This is a genomic window from Rhodococcus sp. NPDC049939 (assembly GCF_040656415.1).
GTDB lineage: Bacteria > Actinomycetota > Actinomycetes > Mycobacteriales > Mycobacteriaceae > Rhodococcus_F.
The window spans coordinates 663,596-682,021 of record NZ_JBFAMC010000001.1; the positions used below are offsets into that span (position 1 = coordinate 663,596).

The 18,426-nt window shown below is 64.2% G+C and carries 20 protein-coding genes; 10 read left to right on the forward strand and 10 right to left on the reverse strand.

Annotated features, from left to right (window positions below):
• Positions 1-88 precede the first annotated feature (88 nt).
• The 4 genes from AB0I57_RS02895 to AB0I57_RS02910 all read left to right on the forward strand — a co-directional run bounded on the left by AB0I57_RS02895 (position 89) and on the right by AB0I57_RS02910 (position 3,681).
• Positions 89-781: a nitroreductase gene (locus AB0I57_RS02895; RefSeq protein WP_358329558.1), complete on the forward strand. Its 693-nt coding sequence runs from the start codon at positions 89-91 to the stop codon at positions 779-781.
• A 1-nt stretch (position 782) separates the two neighbouring features.
• Positions 783-1,925 (forward strand): methyltransferase, encoded by a 1,143-nt coding sequence (locus AB0I57_RS02900; RefSeq protein WP_358329561.1) that lies wholly within the window; start codon positions 783-785, stop codon positions 1,923-1,925.
• A gap of 181 nt (positions 1,926-2,106) precedes the next feature.
• Positions 2,107-2,961 carry a Bax inhibitor-1/YccA family protein gene (locus tag AB0I57_RS02905; protein WP_358329564.1) on the forward strand — a complete coding sequence of 285 codons (855 nt, stop codon included), beginning with the start codon at positions 2,107-2,109 and terminating at the stop codon, positions 2,959-2,961.
• Between the two features lie 213 nt (positions 2,962-3,174).
• The gene (locus AB0I57_RS02910) at positions 3,175-3,681 is read left to right on the forward strand and encodes a GNAT family N-acetyltransferase (protein ID WP_358329567.1); all 507 of its coding nucleotides are present in this window, start codon (positions 3,175-3,177) and stop codon (positions 3,679-3,681) included.
• Positions 3,682-3,784: 103 nt separating this feature from the next.
• On the opposite strand, the gene AB0I57_RS02915 is transcribed toward AB0I57_RS02910, so the two are convergent.
• Together AB0I57_RS02915 and AB0I57_RS02920 are read right to left on the reverse strand one after the other, a co-directional pair.
• A complete protein-coding gene (locus AB0I57_RS02915; protein WP_358329570.1) occupies positions 3,785-5,002 on the reverse strand; it encodes an acetyl-CoA C-acetyltransferase in 1,218 nt (405 codons plus the stop codon).
• 176 nt (positions 5,003-5,178) lie between these two features.
• Complete coding sequence (locus AB0I57_RS02920; RefSeq protein ID WP_358329573.1) at positions 5,179-6,063, reverse strand: SGNH/GDSL hydrolase family protein; 885 nt, start codon at positions 6,061-6,063, stop codon at positions 5,179-5,181.
• Positions 6,064-6,196: 133 nt separating this feature from the next.
• On the opposite strand from AB0I57_RS02920, the gene AB0I57_RS02925 reads away from it, so the two are divergent.
• A complete protein-coding gene (locus AB0I57_RS02925) occupies positions 6,197-7,582 on the forward strand; it encodes a cystathionine beta-synthase (protein ID WP_358329576.1) in 1,386 nt (461 codons plus the stop codon).
• A 124-nt stretch (positions 7,583-7,706) separates the two neighbouring features.
• On the opposite strand, the gene AB0I57_RS02930 is transcribed toward AB0I57_RS02925, so the two are convergent.
• The 3 genes from AB0I57_RS02930 to AB0I57_RS02940 all read right to left on the reverse strand — a co-directional run bounded on the left by AB0I57_RS02930 (position 7,707) and on the right by AB0I57_RS02940 (position 10,160).
• Positions 7,707-8,930, reverse strand: coding sequence for a Dyp-type peroxidase (locus tag AB0I57_RS02930; RefSeq protein WP_358329579.1), 1,224 nt, complete (start codon positions 8,928-8,930; stop codon positions 7,707-7,709).
• A complete protein-coding gene (locus tag AB0I57_RS02935; RefSeq protein WP_358329582.1) occupies positions 8,923-9,456 on the reverse strand; it encodes a copper chaperone PCu(A)C in 534 nt (177 codons plus the stop codon). The genes AB0I57_RS02930 and AB0I57_RS02935 overlap by 8 nt, the downstream gene beginning before the upstream one ends.
• A gap of 173 nt (positions 9,457-9,629) precedes the next feature.
• Positions 9,630-10,160: a hypothetical protein gene (locus AB0I57_RS02940; protein WP_358329584.1), complete on the reverse strand. Its 531-nt coding sequence runs from the start codon at positions 10,158-10,160 to the stop codon at positions 9,630-9,632.
• Between the two features lie 161 nt (positions 10,161-10,321).
• On the opposite strand from AB0I57_RS02940, the gene AB0I57_RS02945 reads away from it, so the two are divergent.
• Positions 10,322-11,494: a cystathionine gamma-synthase gene (locus AB0I57_RS02945; protein WP_358329587.1), complete on the forward strand. Its 1,173-nt coding sequence runs from the start codon at positions 10,322-10,324 to the stop codon at positions 11,492-11,494.
• A gap of 36 nt (positions 11,495-11,530) precedes the next feature.
• On the forward strand, positions 11,531-12,763 hold the full coding sequence (gene ilvA / locus AB0I57_RS02950) for a threonine ammonia-lyase (RefSeq protein WP_358329589.1): 1,233 nt from the start codon (positions 11,531-11,533) through the stop codon (positions 12,761-12,763).
• Between the two features lie 81 nt (positions 12,764-12,844).
• Here ilvA and AB0I57_RS02955 read toward each other — a convergent pair whose 3' ends face one another.
• The 3 genes from AB0I57_RS02955 to AB0I57_RS02965 form a co-directional block, all read right to left on the reverse strand.
• Complete coding sequence (locus AB0I57_RS02955; RefSeq protein ID WP_358329591.1) at positions 12,845-13,090, reverse strand: hypothetical protein; 246 nt, start codon at positions 13,088-13,090, stop codon at positions 12,845-12,847.
• 133 nt (positions 13,091-13,223) lie between these two features.
• Entirely contained in the window at positions 13,224-13,994 is a 771-nt protein-coding gene (locus AB0I57_RS02960) for an FAD:protein FMN transferase (RefSeq protein WP_358329593.1), read from the reverse strand.
• 27 nt (positions 13,995-14,021) lie between these two features.
• The gene (locus AB0I57_RS02965; RefSeq protein ID WP_358329596.1) at positions 14,022-14,201 is read right to left on the reverse strand and encodes a hypothetical protein; all 180 of its coding nucleotides are present in this window, start codon (positions 14,199-14,201) and stop codon (positions 14,022-14,024) included.
• 228 nt (positions 14,202-14,429) lie between these two features.
• Here AB0I57_RS02965 and AB0I57_RS02970 point away from each other — a divergent pair, with 228 nt between their 5' ends.
• Positions 14,430-15,779, forward strand: a complete 1,350-nt coding sequence (locus tag AB0I57_RS02970; protein ID WP_358329599.1) for a bifunctional lytic transglycosylase/C40 family peptidase — start codon at positions 14,430-14,432, stop codon at positions 15,777-15,779.
• A gap of 97 nt (positions 15,780-15,876) precedes the next feature.
• On the opposite strand, the gene greA is transcribed toward AB0I57_RS02970, so the two are convergent.
• Both greA and AB0I57_RS02980 read right to left on the reverse strand, forming a co-directional pair.
• Positions 15,877-16,371 (reverse strand): transcription elongation factor GreA, encoded by a 495-nt coding sequence (gene greA / locus AB0I57_RS02975; protein ID WP_358333081.1) that lies wholly within the window; start codon positions 16,369-16,371, stop codon positions 15,877-15,879.
• A gap of 227 nt (positions 16,372-16,598) precedes the next feature.
• The gene (locus AB0I57_RS02980; protein WP_358329602.1) at positions 16,599-17,024 is read right to left on the reverse strand and encodes a DUF4307 domain-containing protein; all 426 of its coding nucleotides are present in this window, start codon (positions 17,022-17,024) and stop codon (positions 16,599-16,601) included.
• A gap of 195 nt (positions 17,025-17,219) precedes the next feature.
• Here AB0I57_RS02980 and mca point away from each other — a divergent pair, with 195 nt between their 5' ends.
• Positions 17,220-18,098 (forward strand): mycothiol conjugate amidase Mca, encoded by an 879-nt coding sequence (gene mca, locus AB0I57_RS02985; protein WP_358329605.1) that lies wholly within the window; start codon positions 17,220-17,222, stop codon positions 18,096-18,098.
• Positions 18,095-18,415 (forward strand): hypothetical protein, encoded by a 321-nt coding sequence (locus AB0I57_RS02990; protein WP_358329608.1) that lies wholly within the window; start codon positions 18,095-18,097, stop codon positions 18,413-18,415. Before mca ends, AB0I57_RS02990 begins: the two co-directional genes overlap by 4 nt.
• Positions 18,416-18,426 lie beyond the last annotated feature (11 nt).

Consider the following 18,426-nt stretch of genomic DNA (forward strand, 5'->3'; position numbering starts at 1 on the left):
TCGTATTCGCCTTCTTGGTGACGTGAGACGCCGGCAGGTAGCCGTCGACAGGTCGCCGAGAGCAAAGAGACCCGAGGAGAGTTCGACGGTGACAGATACCGGCATTGTGGCAGCGGACGCTAGCTTGGCGCAGCTCTTGGAGGCGCGGATCAGTTGCAGGGCGTTCCTACCTGATCGAGTGCCACGCGATGTGATCGAGAGAATTCTGGAACTCGCGCAGCAGACGCCGTCGTGGTGCAACACTCAACCGTGGCAAGTTGCGATCACCGAAGGTGAGGGTACAGAGCGGTTCCGTTCGGGCCTGTCCGAGTACGTGATCGCAAACCCGCAGGAGCCGGATTTCGACTTCCCCCGTGAGTATCGGGGTGAGTACAAGCTGCGTCGGCGGGAGTGCGCGATGCAACTGTATTCCAGTGTCGGCATCGCCGCAGGTGACCGTGCTGCCTCGGCTGCGCAGACGATGAAGAACTTCACCCTGTTCGACGCGCCACACGTAGCGATCATCACCACGGACGAGGCGCTCGGCACTTATGGTGCCATCGATTGCGGTCTGTACGTCCAGACGTTCCTCCTTGCCGCTCAGAGTCTCGGGGTAGCAACCATTCCCCAGGCAGCGCTGGCCGGCAGTTCACCGTTCATTCGTGACTTCTTCTCACTCGAAGAGGGCCGCAGAGTCGTCTGCTCCATCTCCTTCGGCTATCCGGAGGTCGAAAATCCTGTCAACGGATTCCGTACAGCCAGGGAATCGGTCGAGAACGTCGTTCAGTGGGCGTCTGACTGACGTGCTCGACTCCCAAATGCTCGACCGCGACGCCCTGTTCTCCCGACTGCGCCGTCGACCCGACATCGAGGCCCCCAATCTGGTGGCTGTCGACGCAGCCGATCGGCTGATCCTCGACGAATCGGCGGCGGCGCTGTCACAGGCGCGAGAAGGGGCGGTCGCGGTGATCGGTGACCGCTACGGAGCCCTCACCCTTGGTGCCGCGGTGGCCCATGGTTCCACCGGAATCCGAGTGCACCAGGATTTGCTGACCGGCGAATTGGCGCTGGCCAAGAACGCAGACACCGTCGGACTTGCAGACCGCTACCGACCGTGCGCGCTGGGCAGGGAATTGCTGGCAGGAGTCAGTGTGGTGCTGATGCAGTTACCTCGAAGCTTGAGCGAACTCACCGAGATCGCCGAGGCGATCGCCCGCCACGCCGATTCGTCCGTCGTGGTTTACGCCGGCGGTCGCGACAAGCACATCTCGCCCACCATGAACGACGTGCTCGGGCGCTCCTTCGGAACGGTCAGGGCGACTCTCGGCAGGCAGAAGTCGCGGGTGCTGATCGCGAGCGATCCCCTCGAAGTGTCGGCTCCGACCTACCCGGTCACCGAGCACATCGCCGAGATCGGGCTTGACGTGATCTCACACGGTGCAGCATTTGCCGGGTCAAAGCTGGACATCGGGACCCGCTACCTCCTCAAGTACCTGCCACGTGTGAACCCACGGGCGCGCACGGCCGTCGACCTCGGCTGCGGCACCGGCATCCTCGCCGCTAGTCTTGCCCGATCTCTCCCCGAGGTCTCCGTGATCGCAACCGATCAGTCGGCGGCGGCGGTTGCATCGGCCGCCGCGACTGCACGGGCCAACGGCTTCGGCGACCGGGTGAGCACACTGCGTGACGACGCCATGTCCACAATCGAGACTGCGAGCCAGGACATCATCCTGTGCAATCCGCCGTTCCACGTCGGTGCGGCCGTCCACACCGGAGTCGCAGAGAAGATGTTCGCCGAGGCAGGCCGGGTACTCCGGCCAGGAGGTGAGATGTGGACCGTCTACAACTCGCATCTCGGATACCGGGGCATGTTGCGCCGACTTGTCGGGCCGACAGACGTCGTAGGCAGGATCCGCAAGTTCACCGTCACGAGATCCGTGGTCTGACGGCCGACATCAGATCTGGCCGCCGGCATTAGAACAGTTGTTTGGCGGGCGACACCAGTGCACCGGTAGAGTCCGGTTTGTCCCACCTCAGTGACGGTTGGGAACTCGCGGCGGGGTGCCGGACGTTAAGACCTACGAGAGATCGGATCCACCCGGCGAGCCATGAGAAGGGATAAACACGGTGCGCACCACCAGTAACCCGGTGTTCCGTAATCTGCCCAAGCAAGAGGGCAGCGGCGGATACGCCTCGTTCGGATCTGCGACGGGCGGTTCCGCGCAGGCCACTCAGCAGTTCGGCCAGCCACAATACGCTCAGGCCGAACCGTATCGGACAGGTCCCGACTATCGGTCGATGACCATCGACGACGTCGTCACCAAGACGGGAGTCACGCTCGGCGTGCTTTCGGTGACGGCGATCATTTCGTACTTCCTCGTGAGCAACGACACTGGCCTGGCCGTGCCATTCGTGATCGGTGGCGGTCTGGTCGGGTTGGTGCTGGTCCTCGTGGCGACGTTCGGCCGCAAGATGGACAATCCGGCCATCGTCCTCTCCTACGCTGTCGTGGAGGGCCTGTTCCTGGGCGCGCTGTCGTTCATGTTCACCGACATCACGTTCGGTGGCGTCGGTGGATCGGCAATGATCGCCCAGGCCGTGCTCGGCACGTTCGGCGTGTTCTTCGGAATGCTCGTCGTCTACAAGACCGGCGCCATCCGGGTCACGCCCCGGCTCACGCGAATGGTCATCGGCGCCCTGATCGGTGTCGTCGTACTCGCCCTCGGCAACCTGGTTGCCAGCTTCTTCACCCCTGGCGGTCTCGGCCTGCGCGACGGTGGAACCCTCGCGATCATCTTCAGCCTGGTCGTCATCGGTGTGGCTGCGTTCAGTTTCTTGCTGGACTTCGACGCCGCAGACCAGTTGATCCGTGCTCAGGCGCCGGAAAAGGCGGCGTGGGGCGTGGCATTCGGCCTCACCATCACACTGGTGTGGCTGTACATCGAGATCCTCCGCCTGCTGAGCTACTTCAACAGCGACTAGCGATCTCGACTAGCAGTTTCACGCCAATGGCGACTCCCGGGAGCACGGGCAGATTCCAGGGATAGTCGCAACACGTGAACTGGAGATGCAATGCAGTGCCTTGCCGCGACTTCGGTCGCGGCAAGGCACTTTTGCTGTGGATCTGAATACCAGTGCTCCGACTGAGAAGCGACACGGAGCAGGCGTGGTGATTGATCATGGAGGACTTGCCGTATGGCCGATGTTGGATTTTCGTTGCGGGTAGCAACACGTGAAGACGCGGAGTTCCTCGTCGACATGCTGGTCGCCGCTGTGAACTGGGACTCCGCACGGAAGATGGTCAGCCGTGGCGAGGTCTTGGCTGATCGCAGGACGGCGCACTATGTCGAGGGGTGGCCCAAGGCGGATGATCTCGGTCTTGTCGCGGTCGACTCAGGTGGGCAGTCGGTCGGTGCGGTGTGGCTGCGCCTGTTCGACAGTGGCGATCCCGGGTACGGATTCGTTGCCGCGGACATCCCGGAACTGTCGATAGGAGTCGTCCCGTCATGGCGTGGCAAGGGAGTAGGGCGTGCGTTGTTGACGGCGATGGCCCGGCGAGCGACGGAATCCGGTTTCTCCCGGATCTGTCTGAGCGTCGAACGTGCAAATCGTGCACACGGCTTGTATGTCGATGAGGGTTTCACAACCGTGGAATCGGGGCCGGACTCCGACACCATGGTCAAGGTTCTTTCCCAACCCTGATGCAGCTGAAAACGAAGCGGTCGCCGCAACTCCCGAGAGACGGGTGTTGCGACGACCGCCGAGAGACGCCCTCCCTATCAGGGAGGTCATCTATCGCGAGGGGCTAGCTCAGGCGCTCGAGGACCATCGCCATGCCCTGCCCACCGCCGACGCACATGGTCTCGACACCGAAGGTCTTGTCATGCTCGCGCAGGTTGTTGAGCAGGGTGTTGGTGATGCGGGCACCGGTCATGCCGAACGGGTGCCCGAGGGCGATGGCGCCGCCCGAGACGTTCAGCTTCTCTTCGTCGATCTTCAGCTCACGCGCAGAACCGAGAACCTGGACCGCGAATGCTTCGTTGATCTCGAACAGGTCGATGTCCGAGATGCTCTTGCCCGCGATGGCGAGAGCCTTCTTGACCGCCTCGATCGGGCCGAGACCCATGATTTCGGGCGAAAGGCCGGACACGCCGGTGGACACGATGCGAGCCAGCGGCGTGAGGCCGAGTTCCTTCGCCTTCGTGTCGGACATGATGACCAGGGCGGCGGCGCCATCGTTGAGGGGGCAGGCGTTACCTGCGGTGACGGTGCCGTCGGGCCGGAACACAGGCTTCAACTGGCTCACGGCCTCGTACGTGGTGCCGGGGCGCGGGCCGTCGTCGGTGGAAACGACGGTGCCGTCGGGAAGGGTGACCGGTGTGATCTCGCGTTCGTAGAAGCCGTTCTTGATGGCATCCTCCGCGCGGTTCTGGGAGCGAACTCCCCAGCGGTCCTGGTCCTCCCTGGTGATTCCGGTAGCCGACGCTACGTTCTCAGCGGTCTGGCCCATAGCGATGTACACGTCGGGGAGTTGGCCGTCCTCGCGCGGATCTTTCCAGGGGATGCCACCCTCGGCGAGCTTTTCCGTCCGAGCCACCGCATCGGCGAAGAGCGGATTCTGGGTGTTCGGTAGACCGTCCGCGTTGCCGGTGACGAAGCTCGACACGGACTCGACGCCACCCGAGATGAATACATCACCCTCGCCGGCCTTGATCGCGTGCAGTGCCATGCGGGTGGTCTGCAGGGAGGACGAACAATAGCGGTTGACGGTGACACCGGGCAAGAAGTCGTAGCCCAGCTGGACCGCGACGACACGCGCAATGTTGAAGCCCGACTGTCCTGCCGGCTGGCCGCAGCCCAAGAGGAGGTCGTCGATTTCGGTCGGGTCCAGTTCGGGGACCTTCGCCAGGGCGGCGGAAACCATCTGTGCCGTCAGATCGTCGGGTCGGATGGTCTTGAGCGACCCCTTCATGGCACGGCCGATCGGTGAACGTACTGCTGAGACGATTACTGCCTCGGGCATTGAAAACTCCTTTGTCGTCTGGGGGTCCGCACGATGCTTCGACCTCCAGTTCTCATGGCCTCCCGACAACATACGTTGCCGGATGGCGGCGGTGACATCGCCGTCTCATTTGACGACTCAGCCCACTCCGATGCGGATGAAAAGTATTGAGTGACTGCATTTATTCCCGCAATAGTTCATGAGACTTCGCGGGCTGCCTCCATCTCGCGCTGATCGGAACCGGGATCCGAGTCCGCGACCTCGAGCGCCGCCGCGAGAACCGGCACGATCTGGATCGCCACGAGCTCGTAGCCCGCCGCCGAGGGATGAAAGCGGTCAGGGGAGAACATCCGGTCGGGTTCGGCGCGGAACTCGGGCGCCAGTAGGTCGGCCAGCGCTACCGGATGCCCGCCCGCTGCACGGGTCACGCTCGTCTGCGCGCGGGCCAGTCGCAGCGACCAGGTTGATACGACGGTGCGCAGGGGCTGCGGAATTGCGGTGACCACCCCGAGATCGGGGCACGTACCTACGACGACGGTGCAGCCGCGCTCACGAAGCCGCTCGACCGCCACACCGAGCCTGCGTGCCGATCGCCTGATCGAGCTCTTGGACGTCACGTCGTTGACGCCGATGAGGATCACCGCCGCGTCCGGCGGTGGCCCGGCCACGAACATCGCGTCCACCTGCCCGCTCAGGCCGCGGGAGGTGGCTCCTCCGATCGCCTTGGTGCTGAGACGGACTCGCCTCCCGGTCGCGTCGGCCAGTCGGCGTGCGATCTGTACGCCGGGGACGTGCTCAGCCGACAGGCAACCGACGCCTGCCGCCGAAGAGTCTCCGAAGATCATCAGGTGTAGGTCGTATGGCTGGTTCCGACGCCACCGCTCGGGCAGCGCTCCGCCCGGAACGTAGACACCGTCGGCTTCCGGGGGTTTCGCGACATTGCGCCCTATGACGTTCCTGGCCGTGGTGGCCTGCGACATCAGGTACCAGTGCGCTGCCCACGTGAACGTGCCTGCACCCAGACCCGCCACAACAGCAGTGGCACCGGCCTGCGCACCGGTCTGCCATATGCTCTTCGGCACTGGTCTCACCCCTCCGCTATGTGGCTCACCTCACGGTTGCAGCGGACCTATGTCCGTACCAATCTAGTCGGATCGCAGCGCTCGCGCCGGACGTCTGTGAGCATCCGATCATCGCGTCTGGGAACATGGAGCCATGCGCATCGCGGAACACGTTGTCGACCTGATCGGCAACACCCCTCTCGTCAAGCTCAACTCCGTCACCGGTGAGAACTTCGGGACCGTCGCAGCGAAGATCGAGTACCTCAATCCGGGTGGAAGCTCGAAGGATCGCATCGCGGTCAAGATGATCGACGCCGCCGAGGCGTCGGGGGAACTGAAGCCGGGCGGCACGATCGTCGAACCGACATCCGGGAACACCGGCATCGGCCTCGCGCTCGTGGCGCAGCAGCGCGGATACCGATGCGTGTTCGTGTGCCCCGACAAGGTCAGCGAAGACAAGCGCAACGTACTCAGAGCCTACGGCGCGGAGGTCGTGGTGTGCCCGACCGCCGTTGCCCCCGATCACCCCGACAGCTACTACACCGTTTCGGACAGGCTCGCCCGTGAGCTCCCCGGCGGCTGGAAGCCGAACCAGTACGCGAACCCGGGCGGTCCCGAAAGCCATTACGAGACCACGGGCCCCGAGATCTGGGCCGATACCGACGGCAAGGTCACCCACTTCGTCGCCGGCGTCGGCACAGGCGGAACCATCACCGGTACCGGCCGCTACCTCAAGGAGGTGTCCGGCGGCAAGGTAAAGATCATCGGAGCCGACCCCGAGGGATCGGTCTACTCCGGTGGAAGCGGTCGCCCGTACCTGGTGGAAGGCGTGGGCGAGGACTTCTGGCCCAGCGCCTACGACCCGTCGGTCCCGGACGAGATCATCGCCGTCTCCGACGCCGACTCGTTCGAGATGACCCGGCGCCTCGCGCGCGAGGAAGGCCTACTGGTCGGGGGCTCGTGCGGCATGGCCGTGGTTGCCGCACTCGAGGTAGCCAAGCGCGAGGGTCCCGACGCCGTGATCGTGGTCCTGCTCCCTGATGGTGGGCGTGGCTACTTGTCGAAGATCTTCAACGACGAGTGGATGGCGTCCTACGGCTTCCTCCGCAGCCGCCTCGACGGCGAAACTGGTGAGAAAACCGTCGGCGACGTGCTGCGCGGCAAGTCGGGTGAGCTGCCCGATCTCGTTCACACCCATCCGTCCGAGACACTGCGCGACGCGATCGAGATTCTCCGCGAGTACGGGGTGTCGCAGATGCCGGTCGTCGGGGCTGAGCCACCGGTCATGGCCGGTGAGGTCGCGGGCAGTGTGACCGAACGTGACCTGCTCAGTGCCGTGTTCGAGGGCCGTGCACATCTGGCGGACTCCGTCGAAAAGCACATGAGTGAGCCATTCCCCCTCATCGGCTCGGGCGAGCCCGTGTCTGCGGCCACCAAGGCACTCGGAGACACCGACGCGCTGATGGTCGTAGAAGACGGCAAGCCCGTCGGCGTAATCACCCGCCAGGACCTGCTCGGCTTCCTCAGCGCGGGTTCCTGACAGACAGCATCGCCACATCGGGGAGCGAGTACGACAAGACTGCTCCCCGATGTGTCGGTCGATGTTGCGACATGGGCGCGAATCCGGGGCACCTCGGAATCGATGAGGTGCCCCGGGCGATCGGTCAGCTAGGGGGGTCGAGCAATGTCTGGCCGATGTATCGGCCCGGCGCGGCACCGGGCGGAATGGCGTAGACAGCGGAACCGATCGGTGTCGTCCACTCGTTGAGTGCGTCGATCTGTGCGAGGCGTTCTTGGACCGGCAGGAATTGGCTGTCGATGTCTCGCTGGTAGGACGCGAAGATCAACCCGGAGTTCGATACCTGACCGGGTTCGGGTGGATCGTCGTAGTTGTATGCGCGACGGTGAAATCGTTCACCGTCGTGGGTGGGGCGAGCGCGAGCGATATGTGAGGTCGGTGGGATCACCGGGATGCCGTACCGGTCGGTTGCGGCGAAATCGGGTTCGTCGTGCTCGTCGGTGCCGGTCAATGGTGCCCCGGTATCGAGGGTTCGGCCCACGGTCAGTTCTCTTCCGTGGCGATCGATTTCCTCCCAGGTATCCAGTTCCATCCGGATCCGGCGAAGCACAAGAGAGGTACCGCCGGCAAGCCACGGGTGACTGCTGCCGTCGTCCCAGACGAGACTGTCGAATTCGTCGGTACCCGGGTTGGTGGTTCCGTCTACCTGCCCCATGAGGTTGCGCATCGTTGTGCCTTCAGGCCTGCTCCGACGGGCGTGCTGAAAACCCCGCTGCGACCAGCGCACCGTGACCAAAGAGCGGACGTTCTTGATCAGGACCCGGACCGCGTGCGCAACCGTGACGCGGTCGTCGGCGCAGACCTGAAGGAGTAGATCGGTTTGCCCCCATGCGTTGTCGTCGAGACGATCGATCGCGAAGACCGGCAGCGGCCGCAACCACGCAGGCTGCCGGTCGAGAGTGTCGGCGGCAGCGAAGACTCCGGGACCGAGGCCCACGGTGATGGTCAGACGGGCGGGAGTGGAGGCGAGCTCTGGTTCGGTGTCCGCCAACGCGGGCTCGCCGCGGGTGAGCCGGGCGGCGTCCTCTGTCCATACCTTCAACAGCCCGGACAAGGTGGACCGGTCCGTGCCCTCGCGCAGGTCCACCCCGACGAACTGTGCGTTTGCCTGCGGTGAGGTGGCGATCCCACTCTGGTGGATTCCGTGGAACGGTTCTGTCAGCCCGCCGTACTCCGGTGTGTGCGCACGGAGTCGATCGACGGTTTCGTGTGCTCCCCATCCGAGTCCCGCGGTCCCGACCGCGGCGGCACCAGTGAGCAGGTGCCGCCGGCTCAGTGCACGGCCGGGCGGGGTTGCGCGCTCAGCCACCGTACTCGGGGGTCGAGGCGGGGGTGGTGTCGGGCTCGTAGCTCTCCTGGTTACCGGAGAAGTCCCGCACCTGCGCGTCGAAGTCGGCGGTCGACCCGTCTTCGAACGTGAGGGAGAACGTGGTAGTCGTGCCCGGAGTGAGCGGAGCGGTCAGGTCGAACAACATGAGGTGGTCGCCGCCCGGAACGAGGTCGTGGGTGCTGTTTGCCGGGATGGTGATACCGCCGTGCTTGTGCCGCATCATCGTGGCGCCGTCGGCTTCGGTGACGACCTCGTGTAGTTCGGCCCGAGCGGCGGAGGGGCTGGAGACGGACACGATCCGCACGTCCCGGTCCGCAGTGTTGGACAGTTGCGCGAACGCAGAACTCATCCCGGACTCGGCGGCCTTGACCCACTGTTCGGATACGGTCACCGCCTCAGCGTCGGTGTCGGTGGGCGGGTCTTCAGGGGCGGAAGAGCATCCGACCAGTAGCAGGCCGGTGCAAACTCCACCGGCGGCGAGGCGTCGAATAGCGAAGAAGGACATGTATTTCTCCGAGGTATCTGTATGCGCAAGGCATGTGGGTACACCGGGTGCCCGAGGGGGCAGCGGTGAAAGGCAGTACTGACTGTCGGTCCCGACCACAGGTGTGCGCGGGCCATGCAGCGTCCGATACGCGGCCAGGCCGCGAAACACGGGGTCGGTGAAAGAGGTTCGAGCTACACGAGTGCGGGCGGACCGCGAGTGCCTGCTGCAGCACTGACCAGCAGCCACAGTGAGAGCTTCGCCCGGAAGACCGGGATGGGGGACCAGGTGCCGGTATCGACTCGAAGCGGGGCGAGGACTGTAAGAAGAATCCGGGTCATCGACGCCAGAGCACGAAGGCAGGCACGTTCGGCGCCGCGCACCAATGCCGCGGAGATTGCGATCGCGGCTGCGTGCGCGGCCATCATCGGGGACGACAGTCCGAGGCCGTGTGCATGCGCGCTCGTCAACCCGAGCGTGGCGTGTCCTATCAGTTGGCCCGTGGCGAGTGCTGCGGCAAGGAACAGCCAGTCCCGCTCGCGTGCCTGAACGGAGGCCACCGCCGTGCCCACTGCTGCGCACACGGCCAGGAGGAGGACCACTGCGGATTCACTGGGTGGCGTCCCGCCACCGGCCATGCCGTGGGCGGCGATACTGACTGCACCGGAAAACGACCCCACGGCAGCACCGCGCACCCGCGCAAGCACCGTGACCCGTGAATCCACCCCGCGAGAGTACCGCTCCACCAACTGGGGCCATCACTCCGGACCGGCCGTGTGAAGCCAGGCGATTCATGGCGGCGGCATCAGTTAAGGAGGCACTCGCCAGAAGGACGAGCCTTGATCGCCGAGAACCGGGCAACTGGTTCACGATTAGTGTGGTGGCCATGAGTGAGCAGCGCAGCAAAGCGGACAACATCAGCTGGCAGGGGTTCTCCACCAAGGCCGTGCATACCGGGTTCGACCCCGACCCCCAGACGGGTGCCGTCAACGTGCCGATCTATGCGAGTTCGACGTTCGCGCAGGACGGTGTCGGCGGCATGCGCAACGGGTTCGAGTATGCCCGTACCGGCAACCCCACCCGACGGCCGCTCGAAGCGAACCTCGCCGCGCTCGAGTCGGGCGCGTACGGTCGCGCCTTCGGCTCCGGCATGGCCGCCACCGACTGCGTTCTGCGCGCGCTGCTTCGGCCAGGCGATCACCTCGTCATCCCCAACGATGCCTACGGCGGAACGTTCCGGCTGATCGACAAGGTCTTCACGCAGTGGGGGATCGAGTACACGCCTGCCGCGGTGTCCGATGTGGACGCGGTCCGTGCGGCGATTCGGCCCAATACCAAGCTCGTGTGGATCGAGACTCCGACCAACCCGCTGCTCAATATCGGCGACATCGAGGCGCTCGCCGACGTAGCGCACGATGCCGACGCGAAGATCGTGGTCGACAACACATTCGCCTCCCCCTACCTGCAGCAACCCCTGCAGTTGGGTGCGGATATCGCGCTGCATTCGACCACCAAGTACATCGGCGGACATTCCGACGTCGTCGGCGGTGCGCTCGTCACAGATGACGAAGAACTCGATGCTGCCTTCGCGTTCCTTCAGAACGGTGCGGGCGCCGTGCCAGGTCCGTTCGACGCGTATCTCACGCTACGGGGGATCAAGACGCTCTCGCTGCGTATGGAGCGGCACAGCGACAACGCGGAGAAAGTCGCCGAACTGCTCATGGGGCATTCCGCGGTGTCCGAGGTCATCTACCCCGGACTCGAGTCGCACCCAGGGCACAAGGTGGCCCAGAAGCAGATGCGCCGGTTCGGTGGCATGGTCTCCCTCCGTCTCGTCGGAGGCAAGCAGGCTGCTCTCGACTTCTGCTCACGCACAGAGATTTTCACGCTTGCGGAATCTCTCGGCGGCGTCGAATCGCTGATCGAGCATCCGGGCGCGATGACGCACGCCTCGACCGCCGGTTCCCTGCTCGAGGTCCCTGACGATCTGGTACGCCTGTCTGTAGGAATCGAGGATGCGGCCGATCTCGTCGGCGATATAGAGCAGGCTCTGAAGTAGGCACTGCAGCAGGATTCGGATGGCACGCGGGGCCCTATGCTGACCAGCGTGGAACCCGTCACCCTGGATCAGATCAGAGCGGCTCGAGAACTCCTGGGCCCCGTAATCCGCCGCACGCCGGTGATCGCGTCCCGAGCGCTGTCGGAGCGATGCGGAAGCGACGTGATGCTGAAGTGCGAAAATCTTCAGCGCACAGGATCTTTCAAGCCACGAGGCGCGTACAACCGAATTGCGAATCTGTCGACGGGCGAACGGTCCAGCGGGGTCGTTGCGGCCAGCGCGGGTAATCACGCGCAGGGTGTGGCGTGGGCGGCATCGGAGCTAGGTATCGAGTCAACCGTGTTCATGCCCACCGGCGCACCGCTACCCAAGCTGGTCGCAACGAAGGCGTACGGTGCGACGGTCAATCTCACCGGGCATTCGATCGATGACGCACTTGTTGCCGCGCGCGCGTTCTCGAAGGAGACGGGGGCCGTCCTGATCCATCCCTTCGATCATGCCGATATCGTCGCGGGACAGGGCACCGTCGGACTCGAGATCCTCGAACAGTATTCCGAGGTCGGGACGATCGTGGTCCCTACCGGCGGTGGTGGATTGATCGCGGGAATCGCCGCAGCGGTGAAGGCAATCCGGCCGGAGGTTCGCATCGTCGGTGTACAGGCGGAGCAAGCCGCAGCCTGGCCGCGCTCGCTGGCAGAGGGACATCCGATCCCATTGGAAAGCATGTCGACAATGGCCGACGGTATCGCGGTGGGCAGGCCGGGCGACGTGCCGTTCGCTCACGTCGAAAACCAGGTCGATGCGATCGTCACCGTGACCGAGGACGCCCTCTCCCGTGCGTTGCTACTGTGCCTCGAGCGTGCGAAGCTCATCGTCGAACCAGCGGGTGCCGCGGCGGTAGCCGCTCTGATCAGCTGCTCTACTGAGGAACTCGGATTGACCGGCGACGTGTGCGCGGTGCTCTCCGGTGGCAACATCGATCCACTTCTGCTCACGCGTGTGGTCAATCACGGGCTCAGAGCAGCGGGACGTTATCTCGGCGTGCACGTGACCATTCCGGACCGCCCGGGAGGGCTGGTCGGGCTCCTGGGAGTCGTCAGCGACAACGGCGCCAGTGTTGTCGATGTCGTCCACTCGCGCACGGGTGGTGCGCTCGAACTCGACGAGGTGGAGGTGTTTCTGACTGTCGAGACCCGCGGTCCGGAGCATCGGAAGGATCTCCTCGATGCCCTCGAGTCCTCGGGGTATTCGGTCCGGCTGCAGAACTAGCCAGATGACGAGTTGCGGAACCAGTTGGTCGAAGTTCAGCGTTCGAGCAGCTTTGACGAGATCGTCTTTCGGCTGCCCTGATCAATGCTTGCCGTGATGCCCCAGCAGCCCCAGGTTCAGCGAATCGTTCACACCGGGGTTGTACCAGGGATCACCCCACCCCAAGCCGAACTTCGCCCAGGGGCTCGAATTGTGCTGTGCTTGGTCGTGGGGAGGTGCCGGTAGTGGCACCGGGTCAGCATTTGCCAACCCCGCACCGACTCCGAGGTAGCCCAGTCCGAGCCCCCCGCCCAACACGACTGTCACGACGATCCTTTTCATGTTCATCGCAACAGGATGCCAGCCTGTCCTGAAAAATTGCTGAGAGAAACTAAAGATATCCAGTCGCAGAGATATTGCTGGTGCCGATCTACGCGCAAAGCCGGCCTTTTCTATCCGCCGGCTCTCTGCTCTGTGGTGCTCAACTCGGCCAGCCGCCGATGGTGATCACCCGAAGTTCCTGGTCGACGAGCCTGGCCGGCAATTCGAGCTGGGTGAGCCACTCGACAGCGCCATCGCCCATCGCGATCGCGGCGGTGCTGGACGCGCTCGCCCAGGTGCAGGACTGGGCCACGACGGACACAGTGCGCCACAACGAGCCCGAGTCGGGGTGCAGCGGCTTGACGGTACTGGCCGTGGCCACGGCGACCCCGGACGGGATCGACACCTGGCAGGTGGGGTCGCCGGGCAGATCCTGCACCTGCACCTGCCAACCCCCGGACGGCGCACCCCCGGCGGTGGCGATATCTCCGCCGAGCGCCACCAGGACTCCGCACCCCAGTAGTTCGGCGGTCGCTGATACGCAGTGATCAGCAGAACTGGCTCGCGCCGTGGCAGTCAGATCGAGTTCCACGCCGGCGGGAAGTGTCACTTCGGTGTCGTCGACGGTGATCGACTGCCACGAATGCGGATCCGGGGCCGACGCCGTCGGGTCGAGCGCGCCGTCCGTAGCCCAGGCCGCAGCGAGGGCATCTGTGATGAATCGCGCGAGCATCGGAGTGACGGTGTTCCGGCCCTCTGTAAGCGAGCGGATCTCGGCATCCGGTCGACCCCGATTGATCGCGGCATCGGCCGCGGCGAGGTAGCCGTGGACGAGGTTGGATGCCGAATCGAGATAGTCCGGGTCGGTGACGACAACGCGGGCATGCACACCCCAGGTGGACCACTCGGTGGCGCAGCGTGCGCTGGTCATCGGGCAGGTGCTTTGGCCCTCCGAATTCTAGAAACCGCTCGATACCGCATGCGGTACACCGGATCCTGCCGAGACGAGTGTCGCTGTCGCTGTCGAGCCTGAGGCCTCGGGGAGGGTGGCCGCAATACCCGCACACGCGATCAGTCCGGCCGCTGCGAGAGCGCGGCGGACGGGAAGCAAGTGGGATATGTGCGGTTCTTGGTTCATGCGTGCCAGTTTCCCTCATGAACCTAAGAGAAGCCTGGGAGTTTTGTGTAATCGGTCACGAATCTTTTTCCAAAGCGGTTCCGGGGTGCTCGGCGACGCACCGCGGTGAGTCATCCTGCAGGTCAAGGTAGTAGCGGAGCAATCCGCCAGAAATCGCCCCGCGCCAGGTTTGCCCCGTCGTAACGTGTAGTCACTCGGTTCGGTGCACCGAGTAGGAGGAGTGCATGTATGTCGGTTGATGCAGGGGCGATCGTCTTGGCGGTCACCACCGCGGCGGGGGCTATCGTTCAGGGAGCAAATCTCCCGCAACAGATGAAGGATCAAGTAGTCGAGGCGATCGAGGTGGTCGAGCAGGCGTCACCGGAGATTCGACAACAGGTGGACGACGCGCTGGCTACTCTTCCGGAACCGGCCAGAGTGCAGGCCGAGCAGATGTTGTCCCAGGCATCCGACCTCGTCGAACAGGCCACCGATCCCTACATTCCGCCACCGCCACCCGTCGAAACTGCGCCTCGGGATCCCGCGGTTCCGCCGCTGGCGATGCCCGACACCCCACTCGGTCAGCCACCCGTTCCCAGTGCGCCCGGCGAGGAACCCGTAATCGGCGGACTCGCAGTCGTGCCTGGTATACCGGGTGCCGTCAGCGGGCTCGGAGGGCTCATCCCGCCAGTCCCGGCAGGCTTTCCCGGAGTCTCACTGGCACCTATCGGCGCCGTCGCGGTCTTCGCACCGTGGATCCGCAAGGCAGGCTCACTTTGCGAGGGCATTACACCTCAGACACTCGCGGCGTTGTATTCGGTCGAGAACGATTTCCGCTACGGCCCGACCTCCCCCGTGTCCCGGTCGGGTGCGCGCGGTCCTGGGCAGTTCATGCCCGACACCTGGGCCGAGTACGGCAAGGACGCGGACGGCGACGGCAAGGTCGATATCAACGGTGTCGCCGACCCGATGATGACGTCGGGCGAGATGTTGTGTGACCTCTTCGAACAGGTAGACGACTGGAAGAACGAGGGCGTGGTCGACGGTGACACGCTCGATCTCACGATCGCCGCCTACAAGGCAGGTGCGGGAGCGGTCCGGGCATCCGGTGGAATGCCCGCCGGGATGTTCGACGATGAGCACGAAACCGGGCCGTATGTCGCGCAGATCCGTTCGCTCGAGGATGGGTTTGCGCGGATGCTGTCACCGTTCTTCTACGGAGCAGCAGTAGGTGACACCAATGGCGTGGTCGAGGCGGGGATGCGATTCGTCGGGCTGCCCTACGTGTGGGGTGGCGGCGATATCAACGGACCGTCCAGCGGAGGTTTCGACTGCTCGGGCCTGACGTCGTTCGCCGTGTACGCCGCCACGGGCATCAAACTCCCCCGTACGTCGGAAACGCAATGGGGAGTCGGCGTCGAGGTGCCGCTGCCCGAGGCCCGGCCCGGAGACCTGCTCTTCGGCAACTGGCAGTCCGGCGGCCCTGGGCACGTCGCGATCTACATCGGCAACGGTCAGATGCTGCATGCGCCGACCACAGGCGACGTTGTGCGCATCAGCCCTGTGTACGCGGGCATGAAGGTTCGCAGAATTTTCTGACGAGCACGCAGAACGTCTGAATATCGCGAGGGGAGCCGACAGAGAAAACTCCGGTCCGGGTAGGGCTCCCGGCCGGAGTTCGCGGCGAACTTCGAGGTCAGCTGTGGTAGGGCTCCGCGCTGATGAGTGAAACCTTCATGCTGCTGCCATTGGGAAGCGTGTATTCGCGGGTCTCGCCGACCTTCGCTTCGAGCAGTGCGCCGCCCAACGGGGAATTGGGGGAGTAGACCTCGAGCTTGTTATCTCGAACACCCTCTTCGCGGGTGGCGATCAGGAACGTCTCGGTGTCGGTTTCGTCGCCGTCGTAGTAGACCTTCACCACGGAACCGGGTAGAGCGATACCGGACTGAGTGGGTGCCTCGCCGACCTTCGCATTGTTGAGGAGTTCCTGAAGTTGACGGATGCGCGCTTCCTGCTGCCCCTGCTCTTCGCGCGCCGCGTGGTAGCCGCCGTTCTCCTTGAGGTCGCCTTCTTCGCGACGCTCGTTGATCTCGGCGGCGATTACGGGACGGTTCGCAATGAGTTGGTCGAGTTCGCTCTTGAGCCTGTCATGTGACTCCTGGGTCAGCCAGGTCACCTGGGTCTCGGTCATCTCGATCACTCCCTCGTAGTTGGAGCCGCCGGCTCCTCGACAGATCACCGCAACCGCAGTGATCAACGGTGTTGCAGATTCCACGGTCGCGGGCGCGCCTGTACCGACCTAGCCGTCAAATGCAGCAATACACGGTTCCGACCAGGAACCGTGTACCAGGCAATTTTAGCACGATCAGGGTGGGCGAATCCTGAATAAGCCGAACAGCCTCTCGAAGAGTCGCCGTGTCAACCGCCGGTGAGGTAGGCGGGGACGTCGAAGCTGCAGCCGTAGACACCACCCATTCCGGGTGGTCGAGAAGTGTAGACGGGTGCGGTAACTTTCACGGTCTGGTCCGCGCCTTCCGCGATGTACACCTCGCGGCGCCCGGTCTCGGACCCGTCCCTGGAGCGGGCGCGCACGATGCATACCGCATCACGGTAGGGTTCCTTCCGAGTGACGGTGAAGGTGACGTCGAGACGTGAATCGTTCACCAAATCGAAAGACGTAGTCTGGCTGTCGAGTTCGGGAGTGCTGAACCGGTTGAACGCGATGACTGCCACGGTCACGCCGATGGCCACGACCAATATCGACAGCACCCATATCTGCCATCGCTTCGGGCGTGAGGATTTCTCGTCAGTTCCGTAGCGTCCCGGGGGGAGCGTTCTTGTCATCAATCAACCTCAACTTTGTCACCGCTTCAGTTCCCTGCTGCTTCCTGCGCTGGAGCGGGGGCAGGGCTGCATGCGGAACTACCGAATGGGACTATAGAGGATGCGTAGCCGCGCGATGTCAACGATGACGAGGGACGCGAGCGCGATACGGACCAGCCGGCAACGGCTACTGGCGAAGCTGAGGAGAACGAATACGTGAGCGGATTCCGGCTCATGGCCGTCCATGCGCATCCTGACGACGAGTCGAGCAAGGGTGCCGCGACAATGGCGCGATATGTCGCGGAAGGTAATGACGTGCGAGTCGTGACGTTGACCGGTGGTGAACGTGGCGACATCCTCAACCCCGCGATGGACGTGCCCGGGGTGCGTGACCGCATTCATGAGGTGCGCAAAGAGGAAATGGCCAAGGCCGCCCGGATACTCGGCGTTCAGCATCAGTGGCTGGGCTTCGTGGACTCTGGGCTGCCGGAAGGTGACCCCAAGCCGCCGCTGCCGGAGGGGTGCTTCGCGCTCGTCCCGCTCGAGGTGTCGACGGAGGCGTTGGTCCGGGCGATCCGTGAGTTCCGGCCACACGTGATGACCACGTACGACGAGAACGGCGGCTACCCGCACCCGGATCACATCCGCTGCCATGAGGTGTCGATGGCGGCCTACGAGGCCGCAGCCGACCCCGATCGGTTCCCTGATGCCGGTGCTCCGTGGCAGGTGCTCAAGCTTTACTATTCGCACGGCTTCATCCGCAAGCGTCTCCTGCAATTCCAGGAAGAGTACGACCGTCGCGGTCAGGAATTCCCGCTGGCGGAATGGCTCAAGAAGTGGAAGACGGAGCAGGGTGACCTGATGGCACGTGTCACCACGCAGATCACGTGTGGCGACTACTTCCCGCAGCGGGACGACGCCCTTCGTGCGCACGCGACGCAGATCGATCCGAACGGCTCCTTCTTCGCCGTTCCGCTCGACGTTCAGCAGAAGATCTGGCCGACCGAGGAGTTCGAGCTCGCCAAGACACGGGTCACGACGTCCATCCCGGAGAACGACTTGTTCGCCGGCATTCACGAGGACGGACTGAAATGAACTCCTTGACGACACTTTTCGTTGCGGGCACCGCAGACCTCTTGGCGCAGACGCCGAGCACTCCGACAGGCCCCGAGTTCGGCAAGGCGTCACCGGTCGGGCTCGTGGTCATTCTGGCGTTGCTCGCGGGTGTGGTGCTACTGGTTCGCTCGATGAACAGGCAGCTGAAGAAGCTGCCCGAGACGTTCGAACCCGAGCATCCCGAAGCGGATCAGGACGCCGATGCGGGCACCGATCGAGGTGCGATTCACGGTAGATCCGTGCACGTAACCGAGCCGCGCAAGCCCACGGACACCCCGCCGAATCCGCAGAAGTAGCCGGAGAGGAA

Bases quoted from the DNA above. Each gene is read 5' to 3' on its own strand.
- AB0I57_RS02910 (WP_358329567.1), top strand. From the start codon at position 3,175: ATGGCCGATGTTGGATTTTCGTTGCGGGTAGCAACACGTGAAGACGCG.
- AB0I57_RS02915 (WP_358329570.1), bottom strand. From the start codon at position 5,002: ATGCCCGAGGCAGTAATCGTCTCAGCAGTACGTTCACCGATCGGCCGT.
- AB0I57_RS02925 (WP_358329576.1), top strand. From the start codon at position 6,197: ATGCGCATCGCGGAACACGTTGTCGACCTGATCGGCAACACCCCTCTC.
- AB0I57_RS02935 (WP_358329582.1), bottom strand. From the start codon at position 9,456: ATGTCCTTCTTCGCTATTCGACGCCTCGCCGCCGGTGGAGTTTGCACC.
- AB0I57_RS02945 (WP_358329587.1), top strand. From the start codon at position 10,322: ATGAGTGAGCAGCGCAGCAAAGCGGACAACATCAGCTGGCAGGGGTTC.
- ilvA (WP_358329589.1), top strand. From the start codon at position 11,531: ATGCTGACCAGCGTGGAACCCGTCACCCTGGATCAGATCAGAGCGGCT.
- AB0I57_RS02955 (WP_358329591.1), bottom strand. From the start codon at position 13,090: ATGAACATGAAAAGGATCGTCGTGACAGTCGTGTTGGGCGGGGGGCTC.
- AB0I57_RS02960 (WP_358329593.1), bottom strand. From the start codon at position 13,994: ATGACCAGCGCACGCTGCGCCACCGAGTGGTCCACCTGGGGTGTGCAT.
- AB0I57_RS02965 (WP_358329596.1), bottom strand. From the start codon at position 14,201: ATGAACCAAGAACCGCACATATCCCACTTGCTTCCCGTCCGCCGCGCT.
- AB0I57_RS02970 (WP_358329599.1), top strand. From the start codon at position 14,430: ATGTCGGTTGATGCAGGGGCGATCGTCTTGGCGGTCACCACCGCGGCG.
- greA (WP_358333081.1), bottom strand. From the start codon at position 16,371: ATGACCGAGACCCAGGTGACCTGGCTGACCCAGGAGTCACATGACAGG.
- AB0I57_RS02980 (WP_358329602.1), bottom strand. From the start codon at position 17,024: ATGACAAGAACGCTCCCCCCGGGACGCTACGGAACTGACGAGAAATCC.
- AB0I57_RS02990 (WP_358329608.1), top strand. From the start codon at position 18,095: ATGAACTCCTTGACGACACTTTTCGTTGCGGGCACCGCAGACCTCTTG.